At 47.3% G+C, this 26,032-nt stretch carries 27 protein-coding genes; 16 read left to right on the top strand and 11 right to left on the bottom strand.

Annotation, left to right across the window (positions count from 1 at the left end; all coding sequences use genetic code 11):
* Positions 1-585: 585 nt before the first annotated feature.
* Complete coding sequence (locus GJR95_RS28555) at positions 586-831, bottom strand: hypothetical protein (protein WP_162389105.1); 246 nt, start codon at positions 829-831, stop codon at positions 586-588.
* Positions 832-967: 136 nt separating this feature from the next.
* Between GJR95_RS28555 and GJR95_RS28550 the strand changes: the two genes are divergently transcribed.
* The 6 genes from GJR95_RS28550 to GJR95_RS28525 all read left to right on the top strand — a co-directional run bounded on the left by GJR95_RS28550 (position 968) and on the right by GJR95_RS28525 (position 6,193).
* Complete coding sequence (locus GJR95_RS28550) at positions 968-1,522, top strand: DUF1003 domain-containing protein (protein ID WP_162389104.1); 555 nt, start codon at positions 968-970, stop codon at positions 1,520-1,522.
* A gap of 5 nt (positions 1,523-1,527) precedes the next feature.
* Complete coding sequence (locus GJR95_RS28545; protein WP_162389103.1) at positions 1,528-1,980, top strand: hypothetical protein; 453 nt, start codon at positions 1,528-1,530, stop codon at positions 1,978-1,980.
* 42 nt (positions 1,981-2,022) lie between these two features.
* A complete protein-coding gene (locus tag GJR95_RS28540) occupies positions 2,023-4,617 on the top strand; it encodes a cation-translocating P-type ATPase (RefSeq protein ID WP_162389102.1) in 2,595 nt (864 codons plus the stop codon).
* Positions 4,618-5,205: 588 nt separating this feature from the next.
* On the top strand, positions 5,206-5,445 hold the full coding sequence (locus tag GJR95_RS28535; RefSeq protein WP_162389101.1) for a hypothetical protein: 240 nt from the start codon (positions 5,206-5,208) through the stop codon (positions 5,443-5,445).
* A gap of 92 nt (positions 5,446-5,537) precedes the next feature.
* On the top strand, positions 5,538-5,903 hold the full coding sequence (locus GJR95_RS28530) for a hypothetical protein (RefSeq protein ID WP_162389100.1): 366 nt from the start codon (positions 5,538-5,540) through the stop codon (positions 5,901-5,903).
* A 35-nt stretch (positions 5,904-5,938) separates the two neighbouring features.
* Complete coding sequence (locus GJR95_RS28525) at positions 5,939-6,193, top strand: DUF2158 domain-containing protein (RefSeq protein WP_162389099.1); 255 nt, start codon at positions 5,939-5,941, stop codon at positions 6,191-6,193.
* A gap of 350 nt (positions 6,194-6,543) precedes the next feature.
* Here GJR95_RS28525 and GJR95_RS28520 read toward each other — a convergent pair whose 3' ends face one another.
* Positions 6,544-6,792 carry a hypothetical protein gene (locus GJR95_RS28520; RefSeq protein WP_162389098.1) on the bottom strand — a complete coding sequence of 83 codons (249 nt, stop codon included), beginning with the start codon at positions 6,790-6,792 and terminating at the stop codon, positions 6,544-6,546.
* A gap of 159 nt (positions 6,793-6,951) precedes the next feature.
* Between GJR95_RS28520 and GJR95_RS28515 the strand changes: the two genes are divergently transcribed.
* Positions 6,952-7,395, top strand: coding sequence for a response regulator (locus tag GJR95_RS28515; RefSeq protein WP_162389097.1), 444 nt, complete (start codon positions 6,952-6,954; stop codon positions 7,393-7,395).
* Between the two features lie 460 nt (positions 7,396-7,855).
* Here the strand turns inward: GJR95_RS28515 and GJR95_RS28510 are convergent, their stop codons facing one another.
* Entirely contained in the window at positions 7,856-8,191 is a 336-nt protein-coding gene (locus GJR95_RS28510) for a hypothetical protein (protein ID WP_162389096.1), read from the bottom strand.
* A 745-nt stretch (positions 8,192-8,936) separates the two neighbouring features.
* Here GJR95_RS28510 and GJR95_RS28505 point away from each other — a divergent pair.
* The 4 genes from GJR95_RS28505 (at position 8,937) to GJR95_RS28490 (ending at position 11,762) form a co-directional block, all read left to right on the top strand.
* Positions 8,937-9,362: a response regulator gene (locus GJR95_RS28505; RefSeq protein WP_162389095.1), complete on the top strand. Its 426-nt coding sequence runs from the start codon at positions 8,937-8,939 to the stop codon at positions 9,360-9,362.
* 27 nt (positions 9,363-9,389) lie between these two features.
* A complete protein-coding gene (locus tag GJR95_RS28500; RefSeq protein ID WP_162389094.1) occupies positions 9,390-10,301 on the top strand; it encodes a sensor histidine kinase in 912 nt (303 codons plus the stop codon).
* Positions 10,298-11,389 carry a response regulator gene (locus GJR95_RS28495; RefSeq protein ID WP_162389093.1) on the top strand — a complete coding sequence of 364 codons (1,092 nt, stop codon included), beginning with the start codon at positions 10,298-10,300 and terminating at the stop codon, positions 11,387-11,389. Before GJR95_RS28500 ends, GJR95_RS28495 begins: the two co-directional genes overlap by 4 nt.
* 100 nt (positions 11,390-11,489) lie before the next feature.
* Positions 11,490-11,762 carry an RNA polymerase sigma factor gene (locus GJR95_RS28490; RefSeq protein ID WP_162389092.1) on the top strand — a complete coding sequence of 91 codons (273 nt, stop codon included), beginning with the start codon at positions 11,490-11,492 and terminating at the stop codon, positions 11,760-11,762.
* A 51-nt stretch (positions 11,763-11,813) separates the two neighbouring features.
* Here GJR95_RS28490 and GJR95_RS28485 read toward each other — a convergent pair whose 3' ends face one another.
* Together GJR95_RS28485 and GJR95_RS28480 are read right to left on the bottom strand one after the other, a co-directional pair.
* The gene (locus tag GJR95_RS28485; protein WP_162389091.1) at positions 11,814-12,074 is read right to left on the bottom strand and encodes a hypothetical protein; all 261 of its coding nucleotides are present in this window, start codon (positions 12,072-12,074) and stop codon (positions 11,814-11,816) included.
* 129 nt (positions 12,075-12,203) lie between these two features.
* Entirely contained in the window at positions 12,204-12,617 is a 414-nt protein-coding gene (locus GJR95_RS28480; RefSeq protein ID WP_162389090.1) for a response regulator, read from the bottom strand.
* Between the two features lie 220 nt (positions 12,618-12,837).
* On the opposite strand from GJR95_RS28480, the gene GJR95_RS42575 reads away from it, so the two are divergent.
* From GJR95_RS42575 to GJR95_RS28470, 3 genes are all read left to right on the top strand, one after another.
* On the top strand, positions 12,838-12,972 hold the full coding sequence (locus GJR95_RS42575) for a hypothetical protein (RefSeq protein WP_262889730.1): 135 nt from the start codon (positions 12,838-12,840) through the stop codon (positions 12,970-12,972).
* A 2-nt stretch (positions 12,973-12,974) separates the two neighbouring features.
* A complete protein-coding gene (locus tag GJR95_RS42300) occupies positions 12,975-13,187 on the top strand; it encodes a response regulator (protein WP_232540886.1) in 213 nt (70 codons plus the stop codon).
* Between the two features lie 71 nt (positions 13,188-13,258).
* Positions 13,259-13,732: a DNA/RNA non-specific endonuclease gene (locus GJR95_RS28470; RefSeq protein ID WP_232540885.1), complete on the top strand. Its 474-nt coding sequence runs from the start codon at positions 13,259-13,261 to the stop codon at positions 13,730-13,732.
* Positions 13,733-13,895: 163 nt separating this feature from the next.
* On the opposite strand, the gene GJR95_RS28465 is transcribed toward GJR95_RS28470, so the two are convergent.
* The 5 genes from GJR95_RS28465 to GJR95_RS28445 form a co-directional block, all read right to left on the bottom strand.
* Complete coding sequence (locus tag GJR95_RS28465; RefSeq protein WP_162389089.1) at positions 13,896-16,184, bottom strand: tetratricopeptide repeat-containing sensor histidine kinase; 2,289 nt, start codon at positions 16,182-16,184, stop codon at positions 13,896-13,898.
* Between the two features lie 694 nt (positions 16,185-16,878).
* A complete protein-coding gene (locus tag GJR95_RS28460) occupies positions 16,879-17,091 on the bottom strand; it encodes a hypothetical protein (RefSeq protein ID WP_162389088.1) in 213 nt (70 codons plus the stop codon).
* A 1,041-nt stretch (positions 17,092-18,132) separates the two neighbouring features.
* Positions 18,133-18,330: a hypothetical protein gene (locus tag GJR95_RS28455; RefSeq protein WP_162389087.1), complete on the bottom strand. Its 198-nt coding sequence runs from the start codon at positions 18,328-18,330 to the stop codon at positions 18,133-18,135.
* Positions 18,331-18,659: 329 nt separating this feature from the next.
* Positions 18,660-19,640: a ThuA domain-containing protein gene (locus tag GJR95_RS28450; RefSeq protein ID WP_162389086.1), complete on the bottom strand. Its 981-nt coding sequence runs from the start codon at positions 19,638-19,640 to the stop codon at positions 18,660-18,662.
* Positions 19,641-19,939: 299 nt separating this feature from the next.
* Positions 19,940-20,791 carry a sugar phosphate isomerase/epimerase family protein gene (locus GJR95_RS28445; protein ID WP_162389085.1) on the bottom strand — a complete coding sequence of 284 codons (852 nt, stop codon included), beginning with the start codon at positions 20,789-20,791 and terminating at the stop codon, positions 19,940-19,942.
* A 404-nt stretch (positions 20,792-21,195) separates the two neighbouring features.
* On the opposite strand from GJR95_RS28445, the gene GJR95_RS28440 reads away from it, so the two are divergent.
* Both GJR95_RS28440 and GJR95_RS28435 read left to right on the top strand, forming a co-directional pair.
* A complete protein-coding gene (locus GJR95_RS28440; RefSeq protein ID WP_162389084.1) occupies positions 21,196-22,017 on the top strand; it encodes a helix-turn-helix domain-containing protein in 822 nt (273 codons plus the stop codon).
* A 40-nt stretch (positions 22,018-22,057) separates the two neighbouring features.
* A complete protein-coding gene (locus GJR95_RS28435) occupies positions 22,058-23,590 on the top strand; it encodes an FAD-dependent monooxygenase (RefSeq protein ID WP_162389083.1) in 1,533 nt (510 codons plus the stop codon).
* A 208-nt stretch (positions 23,591-23,798) separates the two neighbouring features.
* Here the strand turns inward: GJR95_RS28435 and GJR95_RS28430 are convergent, their stop codons facing one another.
* Complete coding sequence (locus GJR95_RS28430) at positions 23,799-25,808, bottom strand: TonB-dependent receptor plug domain-containing protein (RefSeq protein WP_162389082.1); 2,010 nt, start codon at positions 25,806-25,808, stop codon at positions 23,799-23,801.
* Positions 25,809-26,032 lie beyond the last annotated feature (224 nt).

Here is a 26,032-nt window from a genome sequence, read left to right as displayed (position 1 = left end):
CCTCCAGTACAGGAACATTCAAAGTTCACTTCTGACTTGATTATTGCAGTTATGTACGACGTCCACCAAAAGTGGACAGATAAGGTGATTCGAGTGAAACAACCGGGTCGCCGGTACGATTATCGAATTGGCTCTTCTCTGTCCACTCCATATTTACATGTGAGGTGTACAAACGACTCACATCTTGTTTTCCGATCTTTTGTAATCCAACTTTGGACGCATGGTCAATAAGTGGATAAAAAGAGGAATCTGAGTCGAGTCGAACACTAGGACGCATCACACGCGTTAGTTGATTTGGGATTTTTTGCATAACATAACCAGTATAGCGAGGAGTACTTTTTTTCGTTAAAAAGTCTCGAGGCCAGCCATTAGGGTAAGTAAGCCGGTCGCTTCCATAATGGCTGCCAGACTACTATCCATTGGTAATGTACGGAAATTTGATATCCTCTTCTGTTTATCACAGCTACAAACAAGAATTACGGAAAATAAACCGATACAAAATCCTGTTCTCCTGGTGTTCTCTTAAGGAAATGTTTGCGAATCATTACTTGAGTGCCGGTATTGGGGTAGCCAAAAGCAGCCATATCAAAACGATTGATATATGGCCCGCCGTTTGGAGTACTGTCTGGCCATCAGCGTTAAGGGGCAGCTTCCTCTAAAGAGGAGTAAGATCAATCCTTCCCCGATGACCAGCCCAACGGCAATTCCTGTATAGACAGTTATATCATCAGCCCGCCCGCAATACAGGACATAGAAGATGATGGTAACATAGGTGATCCAGATGACGGTATGAATCAATTTTATGGACACTAAGTTAGCTCTGTCATCCATCGTACTTTTTGCCTGGCTCTTTTAGGAACCATCAGCTAAAAGGTACGCAAAGCCGACTACAATGCTAATCCAATTTATTCTCGACGATTGCTATGTCGACTTCAAGTAAAGACAATAGAATTAGAAACATACACAGATGAACAGTTTCGAAATGGACCAGTTACTAGCAGATGAAAACGGTTATCTTAAGAAATTACACAAGATTGTTAAGGAAACGATCAGGGCGGAAGAACTCATCATTCATAATCTGGTCAATCCGCCATTGGAAATCTTGACACAAGGCCAAAAGCTTTCGGATAAAGTCGCGCGATTTGGCGGGAGTTGGCAGTTCATCAGTTGGTTCGGTATCCTGCTCACGCTCTGGATTATTTTCAATGTATTGGCTATCGGGACCTACAAATTTGATCCCTATCCATTCATTTTAATGAATCTGATTCTATCCTGTATTGCCGCCTTGCAAGCTCCTATCATTATGATGAGCCAAAATAGACAGGAAGAAAAAGACCGAATGCGAAGTGAAAATGACTATCTAATCAATTTAAAAGCGGAAATGCAAATCCGAAGCCTGAATAAAAAGATAGATATATTACTGGAAGATCAAATAAAAACTCTTTTTGAGACGCAGGAAAAGCAATTTATTTTACTTCAGCAGATAAACGAAAAATTGGAAAATCATCAACTGAAAGTATAAGGGGTATGGAAACAAAAACGACGCGCAATATCCTCCTGATTCTACTGGGGTTTCTTGGCCTGGGTGCCATTGGGGGCGGTGGTGTATTACTCGTTTCTCCTTCTGGCAACCTCATTGGAATGCCTTTATCGATACTCAATAAGTCACCCTTTACTAGCTTTTTGATCCCCGGCATCCTACTTTTTGCCGTCATTGGAGTAGCTCCCTGTCTACTGGTAGTCGCTTTGTTAAAAAAACCGGAATGCCGATTTGCCAAACGACTGAATTTCTTTACTGATATGCACTGGTCGTGGACGTTCAGCATTTATGTTGCCTTTTCTTTAATCATCTGGATACAGGCAGAGATGGTCTTTCTGCAGGCCGTGCATTGGCTCCATACAGTCTATATGTTTTTGGCCATGGCGATTCTTTTTGTCGCGTTATTACCAAAAGTTAGAGACTTATACAAAATCAAGTAGCTGCCGCCAATCTCAATTCATGCCTACTCAATCGCTCTTCACATGAATTATTACGTAATGCCGGTTGTCGACGCAGCCCGTTCGCTGAAGACCTCACCCGCTGGGCTTGATCCCGCAACGGCCCGACAGCGACTGGCCGAATACGGCAAAAATCAGATTGTGGACGCCAAAAAGAAAACGGTCTGGCAGATTCTGCTGCATCAATTGACGGATGTGATGATTCTGGTGCTCATCGCGGCTGCCCTAATTTCGGGACTGGTGGGCGAATTAAAATCCACGTACGTTATTCTTACCATTATTATCCTCAACGCCATTATCGGATTTATTCAGGAGTATCGGGCTGACAAGGCCATGGATGCCCTCAAAAAAATGGCCGCCCATCAGGCACAGGTGCTACGAAATAATCGGGCCACCAAGGTGGAAACGTCCGACCTGGTGCCCGGCGATGTTACGTTGCTGGAAGCGGGGAATATTATCCCTGCTGATGTTCGGTTTATCGAAACCCACGCACTTAAAGTGGATGAATCGTCACTAACGGGGGAGTCAACCAATGTTGAGAAAACACCGGACACGCTTCCCGAGGGTGATTATCCGCTCGGAGACCGTCTGAACATGGGCTATAAAGGTACATTCGTGACCAATGGGCGAGCCTCCGCCTATGTCGTTGCTACCGGCATGAACACCGAACTGGGTCGGATTGCCACCCTGATTCAAACCGAAGAAACCATAACGCCCCTTCAGAAACGACTGGCCGTATTTGGCAAGGGCTTGTCGGTAGCGGTTTTGGTACTCTGTGGTATTTTTTTTGGTGTTGGCTGGTTGCGGGGCGAGCCAATCCTGAATTTATTGCTGGTTTCCATTTCGCTGGCCGTTGCCGCCATTCCTGAAGCACTGCCGGCAGTGGTTACCATCGCACTGGCGCTGGGCGCAAAACGGTTGGTAAAAAGCCATGCGCTGATTCGTAAACTACCAGCGGTGGAAACGCTGGGATCGGTCACTTATGTCTGCACCGACAAAACGGGCACACTGACGCTCAACAAAATGAGGGTGCAGGAAATCTACGAATCGCCGATGTTTGCCTTACCCGTTTTAGAAACGAGCAACGCACTGCTAGCTGCAATGGCCCTCAACAATGATGTCGTAACCGATAAAGATGATAACTGGCTTGGTGACTCTACGGAAGTAGCGCTAGTTCAGTATGCTGCCAGTCAGGAATACGAGCGAGTTACGCTCGAAACTCAATTTCCGCGCATCGCCGAACTTCCTTTCGACTCACAACGCAAGTGCATGACGACGTTACATCAAACGCCGAACGGTATCCTTTGTTTAACCAAAGGAGCCGTTGGGGTATTGTTTGATCAACTCGATGCCAGCCAGCAATCCAGTATTCCCGATTTACGACAGCGCGTCGACTCGATGGCTGAACAAGGCTATCGTATGTTGGGCTATGCGGGCAAATGGCTGCCCGAACTACCCCAGACGATAGCGCCCGCGACGATAGAATCAGAGTTGCTGTTTATTGGGTTTGCTGGACTTCTTGACCCGCCCCGCGACGAAGCCCGGCAAGCTGTGGCGGAATGCAAAGCTGCCGGCATTATTCCTGTGATGATCACCGGCGATCATAAACTAACGGCCAAGTCCATCGCCCAAACACTGGGTATTATCTCGTCAATTGATGATTTGGTGCTGACCGGGCCGGAACTGTCTAAGTTGGATGAGTCAGCATTCGACGCCATTGTGGAGAAGGTGCGGGTATATGCGCGGGTCGATCCTGAACAGAAGCTACGAATCATTAGCGCGTTACAAGCCCGGCATCAGTTTGTGGCCATGACCGGCGACGGCGTAAATGACGCGCCTGCCCTTAAAAACGCCGATATTGGTATCGCGATGGGCATCACGGGCACGGAAGTAGCCAAAGAAGCCGCGCACATGATTCTGTTGGACGACAACTTCGCGACCATCGTCAAGGCGGTGAAACACGGGCGACGCATCTTTGATAACATCCTGAAATTTATCAGGTATATCATGTCCGGCAATGCGGGCGAAATCTGGGCGATCTTTTTAGCGCCTTTTTTCGGTTTACCCATCCCGCTACTAGCCATTCATATTTTGTGGATCAATCTGTTAACCGACGGTCTGCCCGGTTTGGCCCTGGCCTACGAACCCTCTGAAAGGAATAGTATGAAACGACCACCCATCGATCCCAGGCAAACTATTTTTGCCGATGGACTAGCCTGGTTCATCCTCTGGGTCGGTTTACTGATTGGGGCTACTACCATCGGCATCGAAGCCTGGTCGATCCACGCGGGTATTGGGCATTGGCAAACGATGACCTTTACCGTGCTCTGTTTCAGTCAATTGGGTAACGCCCTGGCGATCCGTTCGCGTCAAGCGTCGGTTTTTAGCCTTGGGCTATTTTCTAACAAACCCATGCTTGGGGCCATTGGCGTATCGATAGTCCTTCAATTACTTATCATCTACATGCCTTTTTTCAATAACCTCTTCAGCACCCAGCCTTTATCGGCCTCTGAATTAGGAATAACACTAGCCGTTTCAAGTCTTACATTCTGGGCAGTAGAACTCAATAAACTAATTAAACGTCAGACTGCTACTTCGATAGGCGAGTTGGATGACTAAGCGAAACCCAGTGCATATCCTTTCTAATGGTCGCATTCCATCAACCACAGAATGAGTTGCGTACGCTCTGTTCATCCCCCAGCCGACTAGTTACGACATGCCCTAAGATTACTGGTTTGCATTCAGCCAGTCAGACCGGTTGCCAGATTGGGCCAATCCCCAAATGATCTCGATGAAACCAACTAGTTTCACCCTGTCGGATCAGTATTCCACTCAGTTTCCTGCAGGGCTTCATAATCCACATCAAAGTCATTCGTGTGATAGACTACCTCTTGAAGGCAATAAAATGGGGATAACTGAGCTATCCTGATGACATCTTTAAAGGTGAGTAAGTAGATAACTCCAAGTACGTCGAATCGATTGCCAATTCGGTTCACTAAGTTGGTATAGTCCTAAACTGAATCGATTCAAGTCATGCTTTTTGAACTGATTTTTAGTCTTTCGTAAAAGGTATAATCTGTTTATTTTCAATAAAATACGAACCTAATTGAGGGAAACTAGCTTACCCCTTATACAGTCGTTTCACCAGAGTCTCTTCTCCGCCCCGCTTCGTACGCTGTCGGTCTGGCTACTCGCTAATCCATCCCAATGGCTCAGCAACCCCCAAGTAATATAGAAGAGTTTACTGTTGCCTACAAAGCATTAGTGGATACCGAATGGATTGATAACCCCGCTAACCCAACCGATCATCTGAAAGGCTTTATTGGTCAGGGTGAACGGATTTGGCTACATCCTGACCATTCGGGAATAGGTCCTCTCTGGCAACAAGCCCGTTTGGTCGACAAGACCCTGCGCTACATTCATTTTCATGATTTCAAAAAGCAATAGCTAACCAGGCCAATCTGATTCGTGTTAACAGCCATTTCCAGTCCACTGCCCTACTTTAATGCGGGTGGACAAGGTGATAAACAGCAGATCCCATGAAATCTTCCAACCCCTTTGGTGCCCTAATGCACATTATTTGTGTCATTAGAACCTATTGCCGGCAAACAGCCGATTACCGAAATCCAGCCGAGAACAGCTCCATCGGCTCTTATTTGAAACAGCATTTATCGGTCCGGAATTGGCAATTTTGGCAACGATTACAACCGGCAGAACAGGCTGCCATTGTGTATAATCAGGATTCACTTCCTACTGATGGGCGATCGCTTAAGCTCTTTCGGCTTCGCTTGTCGAAGTATACTCAGGCCGGTTATGAGCAGTTCAAGTTTTGGCGTAAAGCCCAGGAGATTACTCGAACCCAATTACCGCTTCCGGAAGAAAAATCTACAGCCCACGATTCATAGTCAGCCTATTGCCGTATAACTAACCAAACCAATTCATGGAATCGATCCAGGTAACTAGTCTTGTTCAACTGAAATCAGGTGGGCCAATTATGACCGTTAAATCGTTTGGTCAAAAACTCGAATCGGGTAACCCCCTATCGGCTATGAGGAGTGACGATGAATCACAAGTAAACTGCGAATGGTTTACTGGGTCGGCGTTGACTCATGGTACATTTGCAGCAGCAAGTCTTGCTTTTGTTTCCGAACCCAATAAACCTAGTAACAAAAAAGTAATTATTGAGGCCTGGTAGGCGCAAACGTTTCTAATACTACGAAGGTCCTGAACAGCAAGTGGGGGCCAGACTAATCCAATAAAATTTCCTTTCATTACCGTTAATTTATGGGCGTATCTATTATGGCTGATCGAAAGGTGAGCTAAGCTTATAAATCAGTCAATAACTTCGTCTCATGATCTAGACTATCTGATATAAAAAGGCGTGTATGGTTATCATCATAGCCTTGAGCAGTCGAGGCTACAAAGGGGAAAATGGGACTAGCTTACCTATACATTCGTTTGACGGGGGGCCTTCTTTCGATAGCGATCAACAAGCCCTGTCTCTCTACAGAACCGAGGTTGCCGGGAAGTACCTTATTGTGTTAATTACGGAGCGCGGTCGAAAATCTGAATGGAATCTATTTCATATTCCAAACCCCTAAGATCAGAGATCTGGGAGTCAGGGCCAATCACAATGGTTGTATCGTCAACGTTTTCGTCGGTATAGACTACCACCCAGCATTGTGAGCCCGTTCTGACACTACCAATTTGGTCACCCCAATCATAATCACCACTACCGGGTAAGTTATGTATAGTAGAATACTCGGCGGGTCCACCACTACGTGTATAAGCCATTTCATTTGGACAATGTGTAGCAATTAAATAGCTTATTTTTAGTACTTTATACTTGTATGGTTACAAGTAGACTACCTTTATAGTATTCAGTCTTCACTGAGTCTCTTCCCCGCCCCCACTGTAATGTTGTCGGTTAAGTTGCTCCTTAACCATCGCTTGATGCGCCCTCCATTTCTAATTCTGCTGGTAGACGACGATGCACTGCTTGTCGATATTCTACACCGGGCTTCCCGAGAAACGTTTCCTGAAGCATCATTTATTCAAGTCTATAGCAATTCGGAAGCAATCACCTATATTAACCAGCTTGATGGCTATGGCCCCAAGCTGGTTCTTCTGGATATCGACTTAGGGTCCAGCATTAATGGATTTGACTTTTTAGCCTTTCTCCAGGCACACGCTGAAGGCCACTTTTTGCCAGTAGTCATGCTGACGGCGATCCAATTGCCGAGTAGTATCGTGGCGGCTTATTCAACGGGAGCTTCTTCATTCACGGTTAAACCCTTTAGCTTTATTGACTGGAAAACGTATTTGGGTATTCTCCGCCAATACTGGTTTCTAGCCGCGACCATTCCCCCGATCCGGTTCTATAAACGGGAACTCTAGAAATAGCCCAGAATGCGTGGCGTATGCTGGCGGAATTTAATTGGTAGCAATACGAGTATTGTTAGGTAGAACTGGGTGAGGTGAGGTCAGATTATACGTATTGTCTTCGTTGGGGCAGGTTTACCAAATCGATTAGTCGGTTGCATCTGAAGGGCTGTACTACTCTTCTCTGGCTTGACCACTTTGTGAGTTAAACGGCACAATTATCGATGTTTACACAGTGGCAAAGCAGCTCTATCTGTCTACTTTCTGCTAACGATATTGTTATAGTAAGTTAACGGCAAACAACCGTAAACAAATTGAATAACCCCCGATCACTTTACCCTGATACCCATATCTTCGCCCATACGTACACTGATTGATTGGCAAAATTGATAGCCAAAAGGGTAACTTTGGTGATCCGATTTCATTCATTTTATACATACGACTACTGTGCTGAATCTAACTAATTTACTGTTACTCATAATTCAGTGGCTTCGCCCAGCAATTCAGTAGCCTGACTGGCTTCGGCGGTTGACCACACAGATACCGTTACCCGAGTACCGCTCCTAAGGCTAGTTTTGTCGTGGTCATGAGCTGCGACGCTAGCCCCAAAAAGCGAAAACAGAAATCGGCCGGTGCGGCTTTCCTCCTCGGTGGGTGCCTCATTGGTATGGTTCGCATTGGGCTTGAGACCGGCTTGAGCCGATAAGCCAATGTTTTCGTGGGTAAAGCCATTACGCAACAGTAACTGAACCGCCTGCTGTGCTTCATCTACCTGATCAAAAAAGCCAATTACTGTCTGTGGCGGTGCCATTTGACTTTTATGATTGTGATTTATTCATGTAAGCTATCCTTCACGCAGGAGCTACTATAAAGTGACAAGCCAAAACGATTACCGGAATTGTCGCCTGGCAATTGGATATATACATAGCTTCAGCGAGGCAACAATAGCGTTTTCACGGTAAAAGTCCTGAAGTGGTCCGCCATTCTCGCTTTAAGGTGGTTTCGTAGCAATCAGGAAGCAACAGCTGGTTCATTTGCGACATTGTCTGAAAGCGAATAGCAAGCTAGGTTATTCTCAGAGGATTTGCTAACGATTGACGGGCAGCTCCCCTTTTAAGTGGTGTTGCCGTATGCACGCACGGACTAGCACTGCTTAGTGAATACCCAATTAAAGGTATGAGTGTTGGTTCGAGCCAACTATGACATTGGTCACAAGGCAGTATGATCCTTACTGGCTTTTACCACAGCATGGCCAAACCGGCGACACTCTTGATAGGGGGTGGGACTATACACATAATTTTGCTTGTAAATACCCACTAGTAGCCTCCCCTGAGCAGGCAACCAATAACGGCAGAGGCTTCTTGGTTGAAAATACTGAATCTACTATCAATAGGATGTGGTCCTTGTTCGGGCCAGACGAACGGCTTTGTGAACAGCCCAATTAATGGGCTTTATTGCGTAAACCATCATAACCAATGTTGATGCTCATCATTGGTAACCCTCTCCTTATTGTCCACCTTTGCTGTTTTCCACTGCTAACGTAACTCCTTTAAGTCATGAACCTGGCGAAAACAGTAATTTATGTCGTAGACGATGACGCAGACGATCGTTATTTTTTGCGTAAATCGTTTCAGGAGTCTGATCCGTCAGTAACCATTGTTGAAGCGGAGGATGGTGGCCATTTGCTAGCCATGCTGGATACCTGGAGCCAGGGGGTAACACCCCCACCAGTCCATCTGATTTTACTGGACATGAATATGCCTAAAGTCAATGGATTAGAAGCCCTGACAGCGATCAAAGCGAATCCTATACTTCGCCACATACCGACGGTAATGATCTCGACTTCGGCTGAACCGGCCCAGGTGGCCCAGGCCTACGAAAACGGTATTAATAGTTATATACAAAAGCCATCATCCTCGTTTAACTTAGATTTGATTGTGCAGGCGATCAAGGTGTGTTTTTTAGATGCTGCCGTAGGATAGCCAGCGTATTTCTTTCCTACTTTATCCATGAATGAGATACCCTCTGAGTTGACAGGCGATAACAATGACCCTGTTCGTTCCCTGAGCCTGCTCCAGCAGGCGTATGGCGAATTGGCCCAACAGCTAATTGACCGCACGAGAGAACTTAATCAGGCTCAAATCGCCTTAAAAGCCTGCCAACAACTAAAAGACCAGAACCAACAGAACGAGGCAGAGCGTAGCCAGCTACTGGCTCGGGAACGTGAGCTACACGAACTGAAATCGAATTTCGTGACGCTGGCCTCCCATGAGTTTCGTACCCCCATGGGCACGATTCTTTCCTCAGCTTCACTGATCGGGCGTTACAACAGCGTCGATGACGGAGAAAAGCGTGAGCGACATGTACAACGGATTAAGTCAGCGGTCCATAGTTTGACCGGCCTCCTGAATGACTTTCTGTCTTTAGGCCAGATGGAGCAGCAAACCCTGTATGGTCGCCCGCATCCATTGGATATAGTGGCCTTTTGCGAAGAAGTGATCGACGACATGCAGGTAGTCATTAAACCTGGTCAGCACGTTGTCTATCGGCATTTGTCGGGCCGGTCAGCTATTGTTATCGATGGGCAAATGGTCAAAAATATTCTGATAAATCTGCTGGTCAACGCCAGCAAGTATTCGGCAGAGGGAAAAGAAATCGAGCTCACTACAACCGTTCAGGACGACCAACTTCTGATTACAGTCAAAGATGAGGGAATCGGGATTCCGGATGCCGATAAAGATAAGCTGTTTATCAATTTCTTCCGGGCCCGTAATGTCATTCATGTGCAAGGCACGGGGTTGGGCCTTTACATTGTTAAACGGTATGTCGATTTACTGGGTGGTACCGTTACCTTTACCAGCCAACTGGATTCCGGCACAATCTTTACCGTTCAGCTACCTTTACCCCTCCCGTCTGAATGAAAACCATTCTGGTCATTGAAGATACGCCCGAAATGCGGGAAAATATTGCCGAGATTCTTGAGTTGGCTCCCTATCATGTCGTGCAGGCAACCAACGGCAAACAGGGTATTGAGCTAGCCCGGCAAATCCGCCCCGACTTGATTTTATGTGACATAATGATGCCTGAACTCGATGGTTATGGGGTACTACACATTCTTAGCAAAGACCCAACTCTACTGGCTACTCCCTTTCTTTTCCTGACGGCGAAAGCTGAAATGGCTGATTTTCGGTTTGGTATGAACTTAGGGGCCGATGACTATTTAACGAAACCTTTCGATGATCTTACCCTGCTGAATGCGGTGGAGTTACGACTCAAAAAGGGGGAACGTGGGCAAATTGAGCCCATAGCAACCTCTGCTGGGCTAGAAAAACTGACGCGGGCTCTTCTGAATGCCGAGGACGCCCGACAGTACCTAAAAGAACGTTACCAGACAACTCACTATAAAAAAAAGCACACGCTTTTTAGTGTGGGTAGTTCGCCAATAGCGTTATACTTTATTAGTCGAGGCAAGATTAAAGTTTTCAATACAGATACAGCGGGTAATGAGTTTATCACTGAGCTCCATGGGGAGGGAGATTTTGTAGGCTACCTGTCGCTGCTGGAAGACGTGGCTTACTCCGAAACGGCCGAGATCCTGGATGATGCCGAGGTGTGTACGATTCCTAAAGCGGACTTCCTGACGTTGATCTATCACCATCAGGATGTGGCTAATCGATTCATCCAGTTGCTGACGGGTGATGTGGTTGAACACCAGGAACGGCTTCTAAGTCTGGCTTATCAATCCGTGCGCAAACGGGTAGCCGAAGCGTTACTGATGTTTCAGCGTAAATTTTATCCCATGCAGTCTGCCCAGCCAACTGACAATCTTACAGCTAATATATCCCCAGCAATGGCTCTTTCGCGTGAAAATTGGTCGCATTTAGTGGGGGCCTCAACCGAAACGGTAATCCGTATTCTACGTGATTTCCGGACCGAGGGGCTGATTGGCATTAACGCCAGCCAGATTACGTTGCTTGACATCAAAAAACTTACTCAGCTTAAGCATTAATCTGCTTTGGTGCTGATTGGAATGCCATGTTATTAAGCGAGCTACCATACCGGAAAGGATTTGATATCGGGGTCGAGCACATTTTATCAACAGACAAGTGATGAGTACATCCTCTATAACGTCTACAGGTGGGGATCAACAATCCTTTCTTCCCTTTTATGATCGGTATGCCTCTAAACTATGGGGACTTATTTTAGGGGCTAATTTACCTATGGATCAGGCCGAAACTATTTTAGCCAATGCCTTATTGAGGGCCTGGCAAGCGCCTGACCCGTTAACCACCAGCGAACAACTTATTTTCGCCCGGTTAGTGCGTCTGACATTTGTTGAAGGCTTACCCGCCACTATGCTGTCAACTATACTGAACACCTAGTATCGATTTTGCCGGTATGCTCGTGCCGTTGTAAAATAATAGATTAGTTGATTAAGGCCCGGACTGTGGAATCATGACCACGTAGCCGCCAAATGGCGCATTTCTGGGGTGCTTATGGATGGGTGTCAGCACAATATCAGCCTCGATGAGCCCAAAACCGGTCAGATAGGCTTTCAGTTGCGGGAGGGTAAGAGTGCGACTGGGAATGAATAGGCCAATCTGATGCCGATGAATCAATTCATCGGCAAAGCAAAGGCAACTATGTTTGTCTTTGCTGTCAGTAACGAGCCAATCATATTGCTCTTGTGTCATAGTTGTCAAGATGGGCTTTGGCTGCGTCCTGTTTTGGCCTGAACTAGCATTAGAAGCTGGGTAATGTTCCCGTTAAGGGGTTGGGATTATCGAAGTGGGTAGTAAAGATGAGATGGATCAACACGTAGGTCATCCTGGCTCTTGCCAAACGAGTTGAGGTAGCTGAACCAGCTTTAGCCAATACTTACAGAAGGCTTCCACATCCTGTAAAGCGTCTTGCTTTAACATTAACGCATTGGCACCCGCCCGGTAATAACGGGTCACTTCCCTATCCGAAATTTCACCCGTCCAGATCACAACAGGTATATGACGCCAGGCTTCAGAGTTCATTAGCCAAAGCACTAACTCATAGCCATCCATCAGGGGCATCTGTACATCAACCAGAATCAGATTAGGCTGTAGGCCATCGATCAGCTTTTGGGTTGCCTCCAGCCCATTTTGGACATAATAAAGAGTGACATCCTGCTGACACTGCTTGATGAGGCTGGATAACATGAGAAAATCATCGTCGTCATCATCGACCACTAAAATAGTGTACTTCATGGATAGTTGAGTAGAAATCTATAAATGCATAACCTACGGTTAGAGTCAACTTTGTAAACTGAGGAGTTAGACAATGTGTTACTAACCGCTTTTGCTCCGATTAGTTTTTGTCCCTTATCCTGAAGGCAACTAGGCACTCTCCAATGAGATGGGTAGATTCTTGTTTGTTTATGGTTAAATCAATAACATTGCCCTATTCCGTAACAGACAACTTTATCCTATGCCAGCTCCTAAAACCCCAACCGTTTGGATTGTTGACGATGATGAAGACGATCAACAATTTATTGGCTCAGCCTTCCTGGACGCAGAGCCTCCAATTCGTATACTTTCGCTCTACGATGCGAGCAACTTCTAGCTATGCTGGCCGAATGCGACCGCCTTCCGCGGTTGATTCTGTTAGATATTAATATGCCTCGTAAAGATGGGTTTGAGAGCTTGCGGGAGTTGCGGAGTGATCATAGGTATAGCGAGCTATACGTGGTCTTAGCCACCAGATCGAGCGACGGTGATAATCAGGAGCGAACAAATTGCCTAGCAGCTAATGTTTTTTTGACCAAACCCCTTACTTAGGAGCAGTTGCGGCTATGGCCGATCGTATGGAAAGTACACCCTATTCGGGCAAATTCATTCCGGACTAATCGTTGCTCGCCAGTTGGTATCAGGTCAAACACGCGGATTACCCGAACAGTGGTTTTAACCGAGGCTACCTCTGCCCCAGTGATGATCGGGACAGCAGGGCCGAGGAAAACAAGACCACATTCTTATTGACCAATATTCTATCACAAGCTCCTCAGCTCAATCGGCAAAGCTGGCTACGACTGGAAGACTACTGCCGGAGCCTGGTTGCCCAGGGGAATGAGCTATACATTATAGCCGGAACACAGGGTAAAGGCGGAGAAGGCGACAACGGCCCGGCGAGTAGTCTTGCCAATGGGAAACTATGCCTTCCGGCGGCTCCCTGGAAGGTGATCGTGGTGATGTCGGTAGGATCGGATGATTTGAGTCGGATCAATGCGCAGACGCGGGTTATTGCGGTCTTTATGCCAAATGCCAATGTGGTAGGTCAGCAGTCCTGGGCGAATTACCGGGTTAACATTGGTCAGATTGAGAAGTAGACGGGGTATGATCTTTTATCTTACCTGTCAGCGAGTGTACAGCGGGAGCTTGAAGCGCAACCTGATAAAACAATACTTTAGAGTTGACACGATAGCCATTTCCAGACGCCCCAGATTATGCGATTGACCTAGCTTTCTTGATGAGCCTTACCCTAGAAGCGAATTAGTGGTAGCCGTAATGATTATGGGAACCGAATGAAGTAAGTTCTTTCTCCGAAAAGGTTAACTGAATCGTTAAACCAGCTTGACTAATAATAGATAACTGACCACCCAATTGGTCACTGAAGCCCTGGATCAAGGTCATGCCCAACGACTGACTCCGACTGGGGTCAAAGTCTGGGGGTAAGCCGACCCCATCATCCTGGATGGTGAGCTCATAACTGGTCTCGCCCATTCGCATAAACCCTAGGCTCACCCGCCCTGTGCGCCCATTCGGAAAGGCATACTTGAGGGCGTTAGTGATAGCCTCGTTGATGATCAACCCCAAAGGCACCGCCTGGATGACATCCAGCTCGATGGGCTCCACCTGGACGGCAAAGCCAATCGGTTGGGGCAGCTCATACGACTCCTGCAGGTAAGCTACCACCTCCTGAATATAATCATCCATGCGAATACGGGCGATGCCCTGGGCCTGGTAGAGCTTCTGGTGGATCAGGGCCATGGCCTGTACCCGATGCTGACTCTGCTGGATGGCCGACAGGGCCGCATTATCGGAGAGATAGCTGGCCTGGGAGTTCAACAGGCTCATCACCACCTGGAGGTTGTTTTTGACCCGGTGGTGGATCTCCTTCATCAGCCGTTCTTGTTCGTCCAGTAATCGCTGCAAGTCCTGGTTCTTGTGGTGGATCTGGTTTTGCTGCGTATGCAGCACCTGCTGGTGAGCCTGCAATTCCTGGTGTTGGGCCTGGAGTTGGTGTTGTTGAGCCTGAAGTAGTTCATGCTGGTGCTGCAACTGCTGGTTGCTGCGCTGTTTGAGTCGGTAGCGGTTGTAGGTTAGCCCCAGCAGCAACAGGAGCATAAAGGCACCCAGGCCAATCGAGTTGCGCACTAGCCGGTCTTGCTGGGATTGTTGGGTCTGGAGTTGTTGTTGTTGGGAAAGGACTTGGATGCGTTGGTTTTGCAGGTGGAGGTCTTTATCTTTTTGTTCGGTCTCGTACTGGGTTCTGAGTTCTTCGAACTGGCGGTTTTTGGTCTGGTTGAAGAGGGAGTCGTTGATAGCGGTAGCCAGCTGGAAGTGTTGGAGGGCTGAGCGGAGGTTTCCCTGGGCGGAGTCAATCTGAAAGAGGGCCCGATGAATGCTGACTGCTTCATCAGGGAATCGGCCTTGTTGACTGGCAGTCAGGGCTATTTGATAGAAGTATCGGGCCTGCTCAAAGCGTCTGGTAAGCCAGTAAAGCTCACCTACATGCTTGTTAAAATTGGTAAGCCCTGTGAAGTTATTCGATTTTTCATAGATCGGAAACAAGTGTTTATACAAGGGTTCGGCCCGCTCATACTGGCCTAAAAACACGTAGCTTTGGGCCAGGTAGCTCGTTAGGTTAATACTTTCATGATTGGGATCCTGCCGGGCCAGCTCGATAATGGTCAATGCCTGTTGGCGGGCCTGAGGGAGCTGATGGGTTATTTTGTATAAATTCAGCAGTCTTATGTGATCGCCTGCTACCTGGTTAATGGCCTTGGGACTTTCAATACCAAGCCGTTTCTTTAAAATAGTTATGGCTGCCTGGTAGTCACCTAGTGTCTCATAAATCATAGCCAAGTCGGCGTAAATGTCTTCTAGATACGATAAATTATTGCTATGTTCAGCCAGTCGTAAGCTTTGTTGATAGGCCTGCAAGGCTAGCTGGTAGTTCCCCATCGTTTGATGAAGAAACCCAATTCGCTCTAAGGTCAAGTAGATGGTTGTATCCCGGTAGGATTGCTGAATGGCTAACTCCTCCATAAATAAGGGGAGTGCCTGCTGAGCGCCAATTCGTAAGCGAACAATGTTTGCTAAACTATGCAGTACTCTGGCCGTCCTAGGCTTACTTCCTACCTGCTTAAAGGCCTTCAGTGCTTGCTGGTAGTAACTGATCGTTCGGATTGAGTCATAGCTTTCCCCGAAACTATAACACTCGGCTAACAGATAGAGGGCCTCTGCTTTCTGAGGGAGTTGATAAGTCGCTACAGGAAGGCCTACAACCTGCCTGGCATAGCCAATGGCACTGTCTAAAAGATCAGGTTGTTTACGTACATCGGAGTAACTTCTATCTTGTCGATCCACTTTATAGTGATCATAGTATAGTTGACCGATTTGCAACAATAATCGTGTTCGGTTCGTATCTGCTGGCGTAAGCATCAGCCGCCTTTTCAGGCTATCAATAATCCGATTATGGACTTGAGGCCAGGCGCTGTGGGAGTTTAAAGCAGTGGCTACCATCACGGCGATAAAAACAGCACGGTAACAGCTCATAGCAAAGCAGCAGGTTGAAGCGGTGTGTTCTGTCTAAAGTTATTAGCAAATTACTCATTTACAGCTTTGAACGCGCCTTATCATGAACTTTCATTCTGCTTACGCCGGTCCTCGGTGAAAGCTCCTTATACACGGTGCAATTGGTTCGAATGTCCTGATGCATATCAGCTCGGTACTTACCGGAAGTAGTACGTACCCAAAAGGTCTATAATCCAGCGCCAGAATTTCAAATGATGAGGTCCTCCAGCTATGAGGTTATGTTACTTAAATCTGCGCATAAAGGCGGTTTTTTCTCAGAAACGAGACCCCTATACACCCTTTTCGAATGTTATCCACAACTATTCCCACTACCCTGTGGATAAAATTCACAAAAAGGATGATTCGCTTAGCAGATACCTCCCAAACTCGGTACAAACGATCGTTGATGAGGGCTTTCTGATGGTGTCAGCTGTCAAATCCCCTATATAGACTTTGACAGTGACACCATTGATTCTAGAGCAATAAGACAAAAGAATAAAAGATGTATTAATGCCTGCATTTTCTACACTTCCTACACCCGAAATCATCTAGAATCAACCTGGTGGTCTCTGCCCAACTATGAATTAATCCCTTTTTATCGTTCCCAAGGATAATACAAGCCCGATGAGCAGGCTGCCTAAGCCCCTCTCCCAAGCCAATCTCTCCGGCTGATTTTTTAATTCAAATTCATAAACTCCCATTGAGTCAAGTTGCAACACCGCTCCAATATACTCCGCTGCATAACCAGCCGGTCTAGCTGCACTTTCGTCCAGTTTGAGGGAGTTTCCTGATTCACCCGGTCAATCTGCACCTCAAGGCGTGCAATCTCGGCTTGACATTCGTCCACAAACGCGGCCCAGTCTTTTCTTCCTTCATTGTCTGTCGACATCCTGGCTGGTTTTCGCACGTGAACGGTAAGGATAGGGAATAAATAGTTGATAATCAATAGCCGGACACCGTGGTAATCGATCTGTTTTCAGGCAGCTCAGTATGAAGCCAGGCCATTCACGGCAACTAGGAGTCCGATTAGAAAAAAATAAATATGTTTTTACGCCATCACTTTCGTCACTTTTTGTCCAGTAATTGCTTGACCAATCGTTTCAACTCATCGATCTCCGCCTGATGCTGATACTTAACAGTCTGTGGATCTTCAGCTTGCTTCTGATTGGCCTTCTCTAACTGGATACTGTAAAGTCAGCTCCTCAATCTTCTCCAGCAATTTTCATCCATTTTAGCCGCATCAATACCCTGTTCAACCACTTGAGTAGCGGACAGGTAAGTGCTGGTGGTCGTTGATATAACGCTCTAATTGCAGGAACGAGGTTAATTAGTAGGTTAGAGCAAATACATAGTCACTCCAGTCAGCCGTAATCTTGACCGTAACCTTCTCCCTTAGGCCGAATTTTGGAAGCCTTACAGGTGTGATGGAGAGCTGAGATGACAGCTCTATTCGGGACACGTCCACTGTTAACACTTGAATGCACTACGGCCTGAAAATGCCAGTCAACGTTAGGGGTAAGTTAAAATGAGTATGAATAGTTGGCAATGTGAATACCAGCTCTATGTTACGAATATATTTCGGTTGCCAGTGCCAGAAGGATTGAACTATTTTTTTGCCACACCGTGACAATAGATCAACGACAGCAGCTCCTGGAGTCAGGGCGATCAATGATGTATATCGTCAACCGAAAGTGGACAGATGTGGGCGGCCGCCGGAGCAGTGAAAAGAGAAGAGAGGCCTTTAAACACTTTGCAGACGCTGAAAAATATGACGGCACAGGCCGCCCTGCACAGCGGTGGGCCGCTTTTTCGTCATTGAGCCATTGTTCGCTTTTTCGTTTTTTGGCGTTCAGCCAAAATTTGGTCCTGACGCCCCCAGTAAACATCCGCAGGACGAACATTATCCAGCGATTCGTGATATCATTGCTCATTATACTAGGTTACCCATTCTGTTATCGCCCTGCAAGCCTTCGAGGACAATGTGAATCTTTTCTTCAGCGGTGTATTGTCGTCGAGTTTGGCCCGCGCCGGTGTCCGGCTGGATGTCTTTGATAATCGATAAGGCAGGCTTGCGTTCAGTAGAAGTTGATGAGTGCTTTGGCCGGGGCGATTTAGCTGATTTGGACATAACTAAGGTGATTTAGGTGAAACAACCGGTCGCCGGGGCGATTATTGAATTGTCTTTTTCCTTTCACCTCCTTTTGTCCACTTTCATTTGACGACGTACAATTTGTTTTAATTCGACTTAATCAGACTTAATTTTGAAGGTAGGTAAAAGAGTTTATACGATTAAATAAAGCCATTTATGTGCCTGTAGAAGCGTAGGGCTGGCTAAGGGTAATTAATCAGGTTCTAGTCCAGCTCCCGCTACTCAGAGAAAAAAGCCGATATAGCTAAATTCTGTATCGGCTTTTTCGTTTGGTATATAGTTTTTTATAAACTAGCTGGCACTAGCCCTTACTCAATAAAGCTCCGTTTGCTGGTGGCAGTTGGCGTTGGAAAATCGGCGGGGATAGGAATGTCAACTTTGCCGGTGGCCGCCCACTGAGCGCCCCGTTGCAGGCAGGTGATGAACCCAACGCATTCGACGGAATAATCTACATGGCCCAGGGGAGTGTGAAAAATTCGGCCTTTCCCGTAGTTGATGGTCATCAACATTGGTTCGTTGCGGTCGGTGCCTTTGTTCTCTTTTGACGAGAAAGCTGTTGCCAGCACGGTTATATTCTCAGCGGGTCCGCGTAGGCGGTCATACATCTCGTCTTTGGTGTGCATCCAGGTGAGTGGCATACCTTTCGTAATGGGGTGGTTGGGTTCCCGAACCGTTATCAGGAATTCGTTCTGGGCACCGTGCGATCCCGCACGCCCAGGCTGAGGGTCTCTGATTAGCTTCCCTTCGTTATCATAATACACATAAGGGCCGTCTTTTTCGGTGCGGTCGCCCCAGCCACCCAGGCCGATCATTTTGTTGTAGGCGGGCCATAGGGGAAACGAGTTATCAGCCGCATGGATGACGACCAGACCACCCCCTTTTTTAATGAAGTTTTCAAAATCGACCTGCGTTTGGTCAGACCACGGAGCGGCATTCCAACCAAAATTGCAGATGACCAGGTCGTACGTCGAGAAGTCGGGGTGGAAGCTGGAGTCCGCTCTGGCTTTGGGTAAGGCTTTAGTGGGTTGGAGACCCGGAATTTTATATTTTTCAATCAGTTCATCGCCGTTCCAGGTATAGTAAGACCGCTTTACATCGACCGAAAACTTACCCGTTTCTTCGAGGTAGCGTTTCATCATAAACGTGATTTTAGGCCATTGTTCATGGTTATTCTGTCCATCGACAATCAGCGTCCGAACGAGGTTAGGCTTTCCTTTTTTGGTAGATTGAGCCTGAACAGTATTGCCGGTAATGACTAATAATACGAGAAGGGCGTATAGGTATTTCATAAAATTTGGGTTGACGCTACTAAGTCGTGTCAGCTCTGAATAGGCAGTAGCCAATCCGTACGAAGGAGCTATAGACTTCAAAACAAGTACTGACTTTAATCTACTTTAGCCTTAGGCTATTCCTGTGCATCCCATAGTTGGACACAAAATAACTTGTACAAGCCGCAATCGACACGTTTTCTGAATGCATTTATGGGTAATAAAACCCACTCAGATAGCTAAACTATAAGACTACTGAGTTCAATGAGAACAAATATATTAAAATTACTTTTATGTACATAAAATACAAGCTGTATATATTAAACGTTCAGCTTTTTGACATTCTGAAAGCTAATAGCAATGGCTTCCAGCGGGGGTACTTTGCAAATGTCCTGTTCGACGTAATAATGTTCGATACCCGCGATCTTTCGGGCATCCAGAATCCGTTGAAAATCGATAGATCCGGTACCCACTGGAGCAAAGGAGCGCTCGGCCGTTTTTTCCATGTCTTTCAAATGGACAATGGGGAAACGGCCAGGGTTTTGTTTAAACAGGGCGACTGGATCTTGCCCGGCTTTCGTAGCCCAGTATACATCTAATTCCAGTTTTACCAGTTTAGGGTCTGTTCCTTTCAGAAGTAGTTCATAAGGAATCTGGCCTTCCAGCGGCTGAAATTCAAAATCGTGGTTGTGGTAAATAAATTGAAGCCCGGCTTTCTGGCAAACTTCTGCCGACTGATTAAATAAGTCGAACAACTTCTTATAATCATCGACGGTTTTCCGTTCATTAGGCGCTAAATAGGCACAGCCCATAAACGATTGCCCGGCTTCGGCAGCCTGGTCGACGGCTTTTTGCCAATCGGTCTTCATGCTGCTCGTCATGGCCAGCAGACTTGGCGCGCTCAGGCCCATTCCGCTCAGAAACGCCTTGAACTCTTTCGGAGTTTTACCGAAATAATTACCCGTTTCTATCTCGGTGTAGCCAATGGCGGCTACTTTTTTCAGGGTGCCCTCTACATCTTTCTCCATCTCATTCCTGACGGTGTAGAGTTGCAGCCCAATGTTTTTCAGGGGTTTGGCCGTGGCATCCAGTTTACTCAGAAGCGGCAGTGTAAGAGCAAGAGCGCTTGTTTTGAGGAACTCGCTACGGGAAATAGTCAGTGGAAAAGCCATAGAAGCAGGGTAGGATCAAGGATTAGAAAACCTGCGGACAAGAGCAGTTGTAACATACAAAAAAAATAAGACAGAAATCTACTGGTTTGGCTCAATAGATTTTTGCCTTATTTCCAGCGACGTACTGAAGCGATACGGTTCTCCCATCTTGCTGGTTTCCTGACATTGAGGCTACCACGTTACCGTCAATAACCACTGACCGATTTTAAGGGTCAAATTACCCAGCCGGGATGGGTAAATCCTATCGATACATTGGTAACGGTTCAGGACAAATCCTTTCATGAACGAAAAATTAATGATGTCAATCCTACCTTTGCATGAATTCGAAATACGCTCTTAACTACTGTATCGTTACATTCCTGCATACTTGTATTGAGTACACTCCAATTAGGCTTTCTTTCAAAATGGAAGCACACATAGAATTTGAACCTCCTGAAGAGCTACGGGATGCCATAAAGTGCTTTTGGTACGACAGTATAGACTTCGGCGCACAACAATCGAGTTTTGAGGTCGTACCTGATGGTTATGCTGAACTGATTTTTCACTTCGGAAGCGGCTGCAGCATTTCTTACAATGGAGACTTACAGCTATTGCCATCGCCGTTTATGGTGGGACTGCTCAATCGGCCTGTTCTTTTTTACTCGAAAAACCAGTTAGAAATCATTGGCATCCGATGCTTTCCCTGGACCGTGTTCGATTTGCTTGGACTGCCGTCCGGTAAAGATGGCGTACGCATAGTCGAGCATCCTGTCGCCCAGCTTCAATACACGTTGGAAGAGGATATCAATGCCGGTAGAACAGATGAAGCGATGGCTCAGCTAAAAGCGTATTTTCTGGATGCACGGTCGCGGATTTCTATTGACACTATGCTGTTCAAAGCGGGGGTTGCTATGAGGGAAGCAAACGGCACCATGCCGGTAAGCCAGGTAGCGGCAGCGGCTCATGCAACGGTTCGTACCCTTGAAAGGAACTTCAAGCAATCGTCGGGCTATACGGTTAAAGATGTGTCTGGTCTGATGCGCTTTGAGCAGGTACGAAATCAGTTATGGCTTTATCCAGATGCTAACCTTGCCGGCTTAGCTCATGAAATGGGTTATGCCGATCAATCCCACTTAAGCAGGGAATTCAAGCGTTACAGCGGCATTTCGCCAGCGGCTTTCGCCCGAAAAGCGAAGAAAGGGAAACAGGCTGTAAGCGACGATTTTGTCGCGTTTATACAAGCCTAACACAGGCGTATTTCAGAATTTTGTGTTTCAATCATTGACTATGAAAGCTACACAAAATCACTCTATCTACGATGTAATCATTTCCGGCGCAGGGCCTGTAGGTCTATTCCTCGCCTGTGAACTGGGCCTGGCCAACTGTTCAGTTCTGATACTGGAAAAGGCAGAGAACCCGCATTCGCCCTTAAAGCAAATGCCATTCGGGATACGAGGACTCTCAGCGCCCTCTATTGAAGCGCTTTACCGTCGTGGGTTGCTACAGGAACTGGAAATACATAAACGCCTTAAAAACCCCCACTTAAATGCTGTACAAGGGCCCCGTCGCCAGGCAGGGCACTTCGCCGGTATTCCATTTCATGACGGCGATATTGATACCTCACAGTGGAAGTATCGCCTGCCAGGCTCGACCGACACCAGTTTGATTTCTGAAATAGAGGAACTTGAAACGGTGCTGTCCCGACGAGCAAAATTCTTAGGTGTTGAAATCAAACGGGGGCTTGCCGTTACTGACTTTCATCAAACCGCAGACGGGGTGACTGTTCTGTCAGGCGACCAGGCTTTTAACGGTAAATGGCTCGTGGGTTGCGATGGAAGTCGTAGTGTGGTTCGCAAGGCGGGCGGTTTTGAATTCGTCGGTACGGAGCCAGAATTTACCGGCTACTCGGCTAAAGTAGACATCGCCAACCCGGAGAAGCTCAAGCCGGGCCGAAACGTGACACCAACGGGCCTGTACCTTCAATCGCAGCCAGGTTACCTGGCGATACAGGATTTTGATGGTGGGGCCTTTCATAATTCGGAACCAGTCACGCTTGAACACGTTCAGGAAGTGCTACGCCGGGTCTCGAACACCGATGTTACGATCAGCGCCTTACATGCGGTAACTACCTGGACGGACCGAGCACGGCAGGCCACAACCTACCGCAACGGACGGGTACTTTTAGCCGGCGATGCTGCCCATATTCACGCACCGTTGGGCGGACAGGGGCTTAACCTTGGACTGGGTGATGCCATGAACCTTGGCTGGAAGCTCGCAGCAAGCCTTCAGGAGAAAGCGCCAGAAGGTTTATTGGACAGTTATAGTATTGAACGACACCCGATTGGGGCACAGGTTCTGGATTGGTCTCGCGCCCAGGCGGCAATCATGAAACCCGACCCATACGCCCGCGCGCTGAATGCAATTGTCCGTGACCTTATGAATACACGCGATGGAGCCACCTATTTTGCAGGACGGGTCTGGGGTGTTAACACACACTACAATCTCGATGGCGACCACCCGCTGGTAGGCTACAGTGTTCCCAATTTTGAGTTCGAAGACGGTGCAACAATGGGCGAGTTAATGCACGATGGCCAGGGAATACTGCTTGATTTTGATCGGAATGCTTCACTTAAAACGTTGGCGAGTGAATATGAAGGCCGAATCAAATATAGTTCAGGTAGTGCAAAAGACCGATTAGCTTTAAGCGCCGTGCTGATCCGCCCTGATGGGGTTGTAGCCTGGGCTTCTGATAACGACCAACAAACCAGCGAACTCCAAAAAGCTGCTGCCCGCTGGTTTGTTGGTCGTTCAGGAAGCTGATATCCCAAACCATGCACAAGGATCTCGCTTCGCAAGTGGAGCGGACTAGCTTTGTTTGGGCTACAAGGTGAAGCGTTGAACTTGTTGATAATCTTAGGGCTTTCGCTCAGCATAGACGCGTGCCACGGTTACCACTGATGCTCAAACAAACCACGGTCCGCCGTTGCGGTGGCACGCGTCTATGCTGAGCGAAAGCCCTAAATCTTAATTACAAATTAGTAATGACTACATTCACAAAGAAATTTCGACCTGGTTCAGGAAACCCTTCGGCCAGTGCATAATTTCGATCAAACAGGTTGTTGATGCCGCCTTCCAGGCTCACATAGCGTTGCAATCGTACCGATCCTTTTACATTGGCCACCAGAAAGCTACCCGCCTGTATCCCATAACTGGTGCTATAACGGGCCGAATTATAATCAATGCTACCGATTAGAGCCGCACGGCGGAGGAATTGAGCCTGAGCATACACAAAAATTTTATGATCGGGCACATCCACAAATTTCAGGTCGGGATTGCTTAAATTCTGCCGGTGAATGTAGGAATATTGCGCACCTGCCTGAACAGCGGCACTAATTGGAACCTTCACCGACACGTCACCACCATAGAATTCGGCTTGTCCTGTATTCTGAAACTGATAGACTCCCGGTTGTACGTTGTTAACCTGCTGAATGGCGTCGGTCAGGCGACTGTAAAACAGGCTGGTCTGAAGAGCCAGGGATCGGCCAGGGCGCGCCAGGTTTATTTGATCCGAATAGGCGGCTTCCAGATGGAGCGCTGACTCCGCTTTTAAATCCGGGTTCGGAATAGCGGCTCCCATACGATAGGAATACCGATCTTTGATGGTGGCAAAGCGAGTTTTACGGGCTACCGTGAGGCTCACTTGCCGTTGGGTGGTCGGACTAAAAAATAACCCGGCCTGCGCATTGAAGGCCCTACTGTTATTGCCTGCGAAAGGCGTAATGAGTTTGGTTGTGCTTTCGTAATTTTCCGCCCGTAAACTCTTCCTGGCATTGTAGCTCAGACCCGGCACCAGCGATAACCGACTCGTGAGTCGATACACATCTTCAATACCAATCGATAAGGTCTGATCCTCAAATGTACGCACGGGTTCACCTGCATTATTTTCCCGGTGCCGGTCCTGCTTATAGTGAACCGATGCTTTTAAGGTATGACGTTCTGCTAGTTGGTTTCCGTATTCAAGTGATCCTCCTTTCGTATCATCATTGTAATAGCTATTAAAGGAAGATCCTTTTTTCTGGGTTGAATACGTATTATCATCGAAAGCACTCAGCAGGTTTTTGAAGCGATCATAAAAAAGCCGCGCTTTTAGATAACTCCTGCTCGTTAGAGCCGTGCGGGAAATAAAATACCAGCTCTGTTTATCCCAATACGGCCATTGCCAGAATCGGGCCGTCTGTCTGGGATCACTTCCTGCGTAGGGGGGCGTACCCTTAGTGCCGTGCTGATTGACATAGCTCATGGTATACTCGTCGGTAGCATTCGGGGTAAACCCTACTTTCAGGCTGTATTTTCGATCATTGCGGTAAGCATTTTCCCGATCTCCGCCATTTTCCTGAGGTTGGGGTGTGAAATCGCTGGCAAGTGGATACGTTTCCTGTTTGAGTTGCGAGGCCGAAGCCTGTACATAGAATTTACCCAACTTACTACCCAGATTAAGATTCAGTCGATGTCCCTGGCCACTGAGCAAGCCCGCCCGACCGTCGAACTCCAGCCGCTGCTGTGGCCGGCGAGATACCAGATTAATTGCCCCTCCCAGTGTGTTGGGGCCATAGGTCACAGAGGAAAAGCCCTTGGCTACATTAACTTCCGCCAGATCGAAGGTTGTAAACCGACCCAGATCTACATAGCCGTCATAGGGAACGTAGACCGGAATGCCATCAATGAATACGGGAACCTGTCGCAAATCAAACCCGCGCACATACACCATTGTTTCGTTCCGCGCCCCTACGCTGGAGAGTGTCACTCCCGGAAGCAGACTGAGTGCTCGGCCCACATCCAGTCGGTTAAAAGCTTCAATTCGCCGGCTTAAGGCTGTATTGGCTGAGTCAACACTACGCCTACCCAGTACGGTCACTTCGCCCAGGCTAAACACCCGGCCGGAGTCAGGTGTATTTGTCTGTTGAGAAAATGCTGGTTGGGAAACGATGGAGATAAAGGGAAAAAACCCGATTAACGCGGAGTAAGTAAAGTTTTTCATCCAGTCAGGATTGGTTTGCCAAAGCGTTATTTTCTTACAAATATAACGCTTTGGCTGATTGGACGATGATTGGTTAGGGGAGGAATGTCAACAGAGGCATTGATTAACTGGTGATAACTTAACTTCATCAGTCCCAATCCTTTTTAATCACTATCGTTTTGACTATTGGCTGTAATTCGTTTCTGCTTAGCAGGTTAACAGTGCCTGTAGCAGTAGGTTTATAG

Origin of the sequence: Spirosoma endbachense, assembly GCF_010233585.1 — a bacterium.
Classification (GTDB): domain Bacteria; phylum Bacteroidota; class Bacteroidia; order Cytophagales; family Spirosomataceae; genus Spirosoma; species Spirosoma endbachense.
This window is presented reverse-complemented; position numbering and strand designations above follow the sequence as displayed.

What these genes read in the sequence shown, in the direction of transcription:
- GJR95_RS28545 (WP_162389103.1), top strand. Translation starts at nt 1,528, where the DNA reads ATGGAAACAAAAACGACGCGCAATATCCTCCTGATTCTACTGGGGTTT.
- GJR95_RS28485 (WP_162389091.1), bottom strand. Translation starts at nt 12,074, where the DNA reads ATGACACAAGAGCAATATGATTGGCTCGTTACTGACAGCAAAGACAAA.
- GJR95_RS28550 (WP_162389104.1), top strand. Translation starts at nt 968, where the DNA reads ATGAACAGTTTCGAAATGGACCAGTTACTAGCAGATGAAAACGGTTAT.
- GJR95_RS42300 (WP_232540886.1), top strand. Translation starts at nt 12,975, where the DNA reads ATGCTGGCCGAATGCGACCGCCTTCCGCGGTTGATTCTGTTAGATATT.
- GJR95_RS42575 (WP_262889730.1), top strand. Translation starts at nt 12,838, where the DNA reads ATGCCAGCTCCTAAAACCCCAACCGTTTGGATTGTTGACGATGATGAA.
- GJR95_RS28535 (WP_162389101.1), top strand. Translation starts at nt 5,206, where the DNA reads ATGGCTCAGCAACCCCCAAGTAATATAGAAGAGTTTACTGTTGCCTAC.
- GJR95_RS28555 (WP_162389105.1), bottom strand. Translation starts at nt 831, where the DNA reads ATGGATGACAGAGCTAACTTAGTGTCCATAAAATTGATTCATACCGTC.
- GJR95_RS28540 (WP_162389102.1), top strand. Translation starts at nt 2,023, where the DNA reads ATGAATTATTACGTAATGCCGGTTGTCGACGCAGCCCGTTCGCTGAAG.
- GJR95_RS28455 (WP_162389087.1), bottom strand. Translation starts at nt 18,330, where the DNA reads ATGTCCAAATCAGCTAAATCGCCCCGGCCAAAGCACTCATCAACTTCT.
- GJR95_RS28480 (WP_162389090.1), bottom strand. Translation starts at nt 12,617, where the DNA reads ATGAAGTACACTATTTTAGTGGTCGATGATGACGACGATGATTTTCTC.
- GJR95_RS28495 (WP_162389093.1), top strand. Translation starts at nt 10,298, where the DNA reads ATGAAAACCATTCTGGTCATTGAAGATACGCCCGAAATGCGGGAAAAT.
- GJR95_RS28450 (WP_162389086.1), bottom strand. Translation starts at nt 19,640, where the DNA reads ATGAAATACCTATACGCCCTTCTCGTATTATTAGTCATTACCGGCAAT.
- GJR95_RS28465 (WP_162389089.1), bottom strand. Translation starts at nt 16,184, where the DNA reads ATGAGCTGTTACCGTGCTGTTTTTATCGCCGTGATGGTAGCCACTGCT.
- GJR95_RS28430 (WP_162389082.1), bottom strand. Translation starts at nt 25,808, where the DNA reads ATGAAAAACTTTACTTACTCCGCGTTAATCGGGTTTTTTCCCTTTATC.
- GJR95_RS28445 (WP_162389085.1), bottom strand. Translation starts at nt 20,791, where the DNA reads ATGGCTTTTCCACTGACTATTTCCCGTAGCGAGTTCCTCAAAACAAGC.
- GJR95_RS28525 (WP_162389099.1), top strand. Translation starts at nt 5,939, where the DNA reads ATGGAATCGATCCAGGTAACTAGTCTTGTTCAACTGAAATCAGGTGGG.
- GJR95_RS28520 (WP_162389098.1), bottom strand. Translation starts at nt 6,792, where the DNA reads ATGGCTTATACACGTAGTGGTGGACCCGCCGAGTATTCTACTATACAT.
- GJR95_RS28460 (WP_162389088.1), bottom strand. Translation starts at nt 17,091, where the DNA reads ATGTCGACAGACAATGAAGGAAGAAAAGACTGGGCCGCGTTTGTGGAC.
- GJR95_RS28440 (WP_162389084.1), top strand. Translation starts at nt 21,196, where the DNA reads ATGGAAGCACACATAGAATTTGAACCTCCTGAAGAGCTACGGGATGCC.
- GJR95_RS28490 (WP_162389092.1), top strand. Translation starts at nt 11,490, where the DNA reads ATGAGTACATCCTCTATAACGTCTACAGGTGGGGATCAACAATCCTTT.
- GJR95_RS28515 (WP_162389097.1), top strand. Translation starts at nt 6,952, where the DNA reads ATGCGCCCTCCATTTCTAATTCTGCTGGTAGACGACGATGCACTGCTT.
- GJR95_RS28510 (WP_162389096.1), bottom strand. Translation starts at nt 8,191, where the DNA reads ATGGCACCGCCACAGACAGTAATTGGCTTTTTTGATCAGGTAGATGAA.
- GJR95_RS28530 (WP_162389100.1), top strand. Translation starts at nt 5,538, where the DNA reads ATGAAATCTTCCAACCCCTTTGGTGCCCTAATGCACATTATTTGTGTC.
- GJR95_RS28435 (WP_162389083.1), top strand. Translation starts at nt 22,058, where the DNA reads ATGAAAGCTACACAAAATCACTCTATCTACGATGTAATCATTTCCGGC.
- GJR95_RS28500 (WP_162389094.1), top strand. Translation starts at nt 9,390, where the DNA reads ATGAATGAGATACCCTCTGAGTTGACAGGCGATAACAATGACCCTGTT.
- GJR95_RS28505 (WP_162389095.1), top strand. Translation starts at nt 8,937, where the DNA reads ATGAACCTGGCGAAAACAGTAATTTATGTCGTAGACGATGACGCAGAC.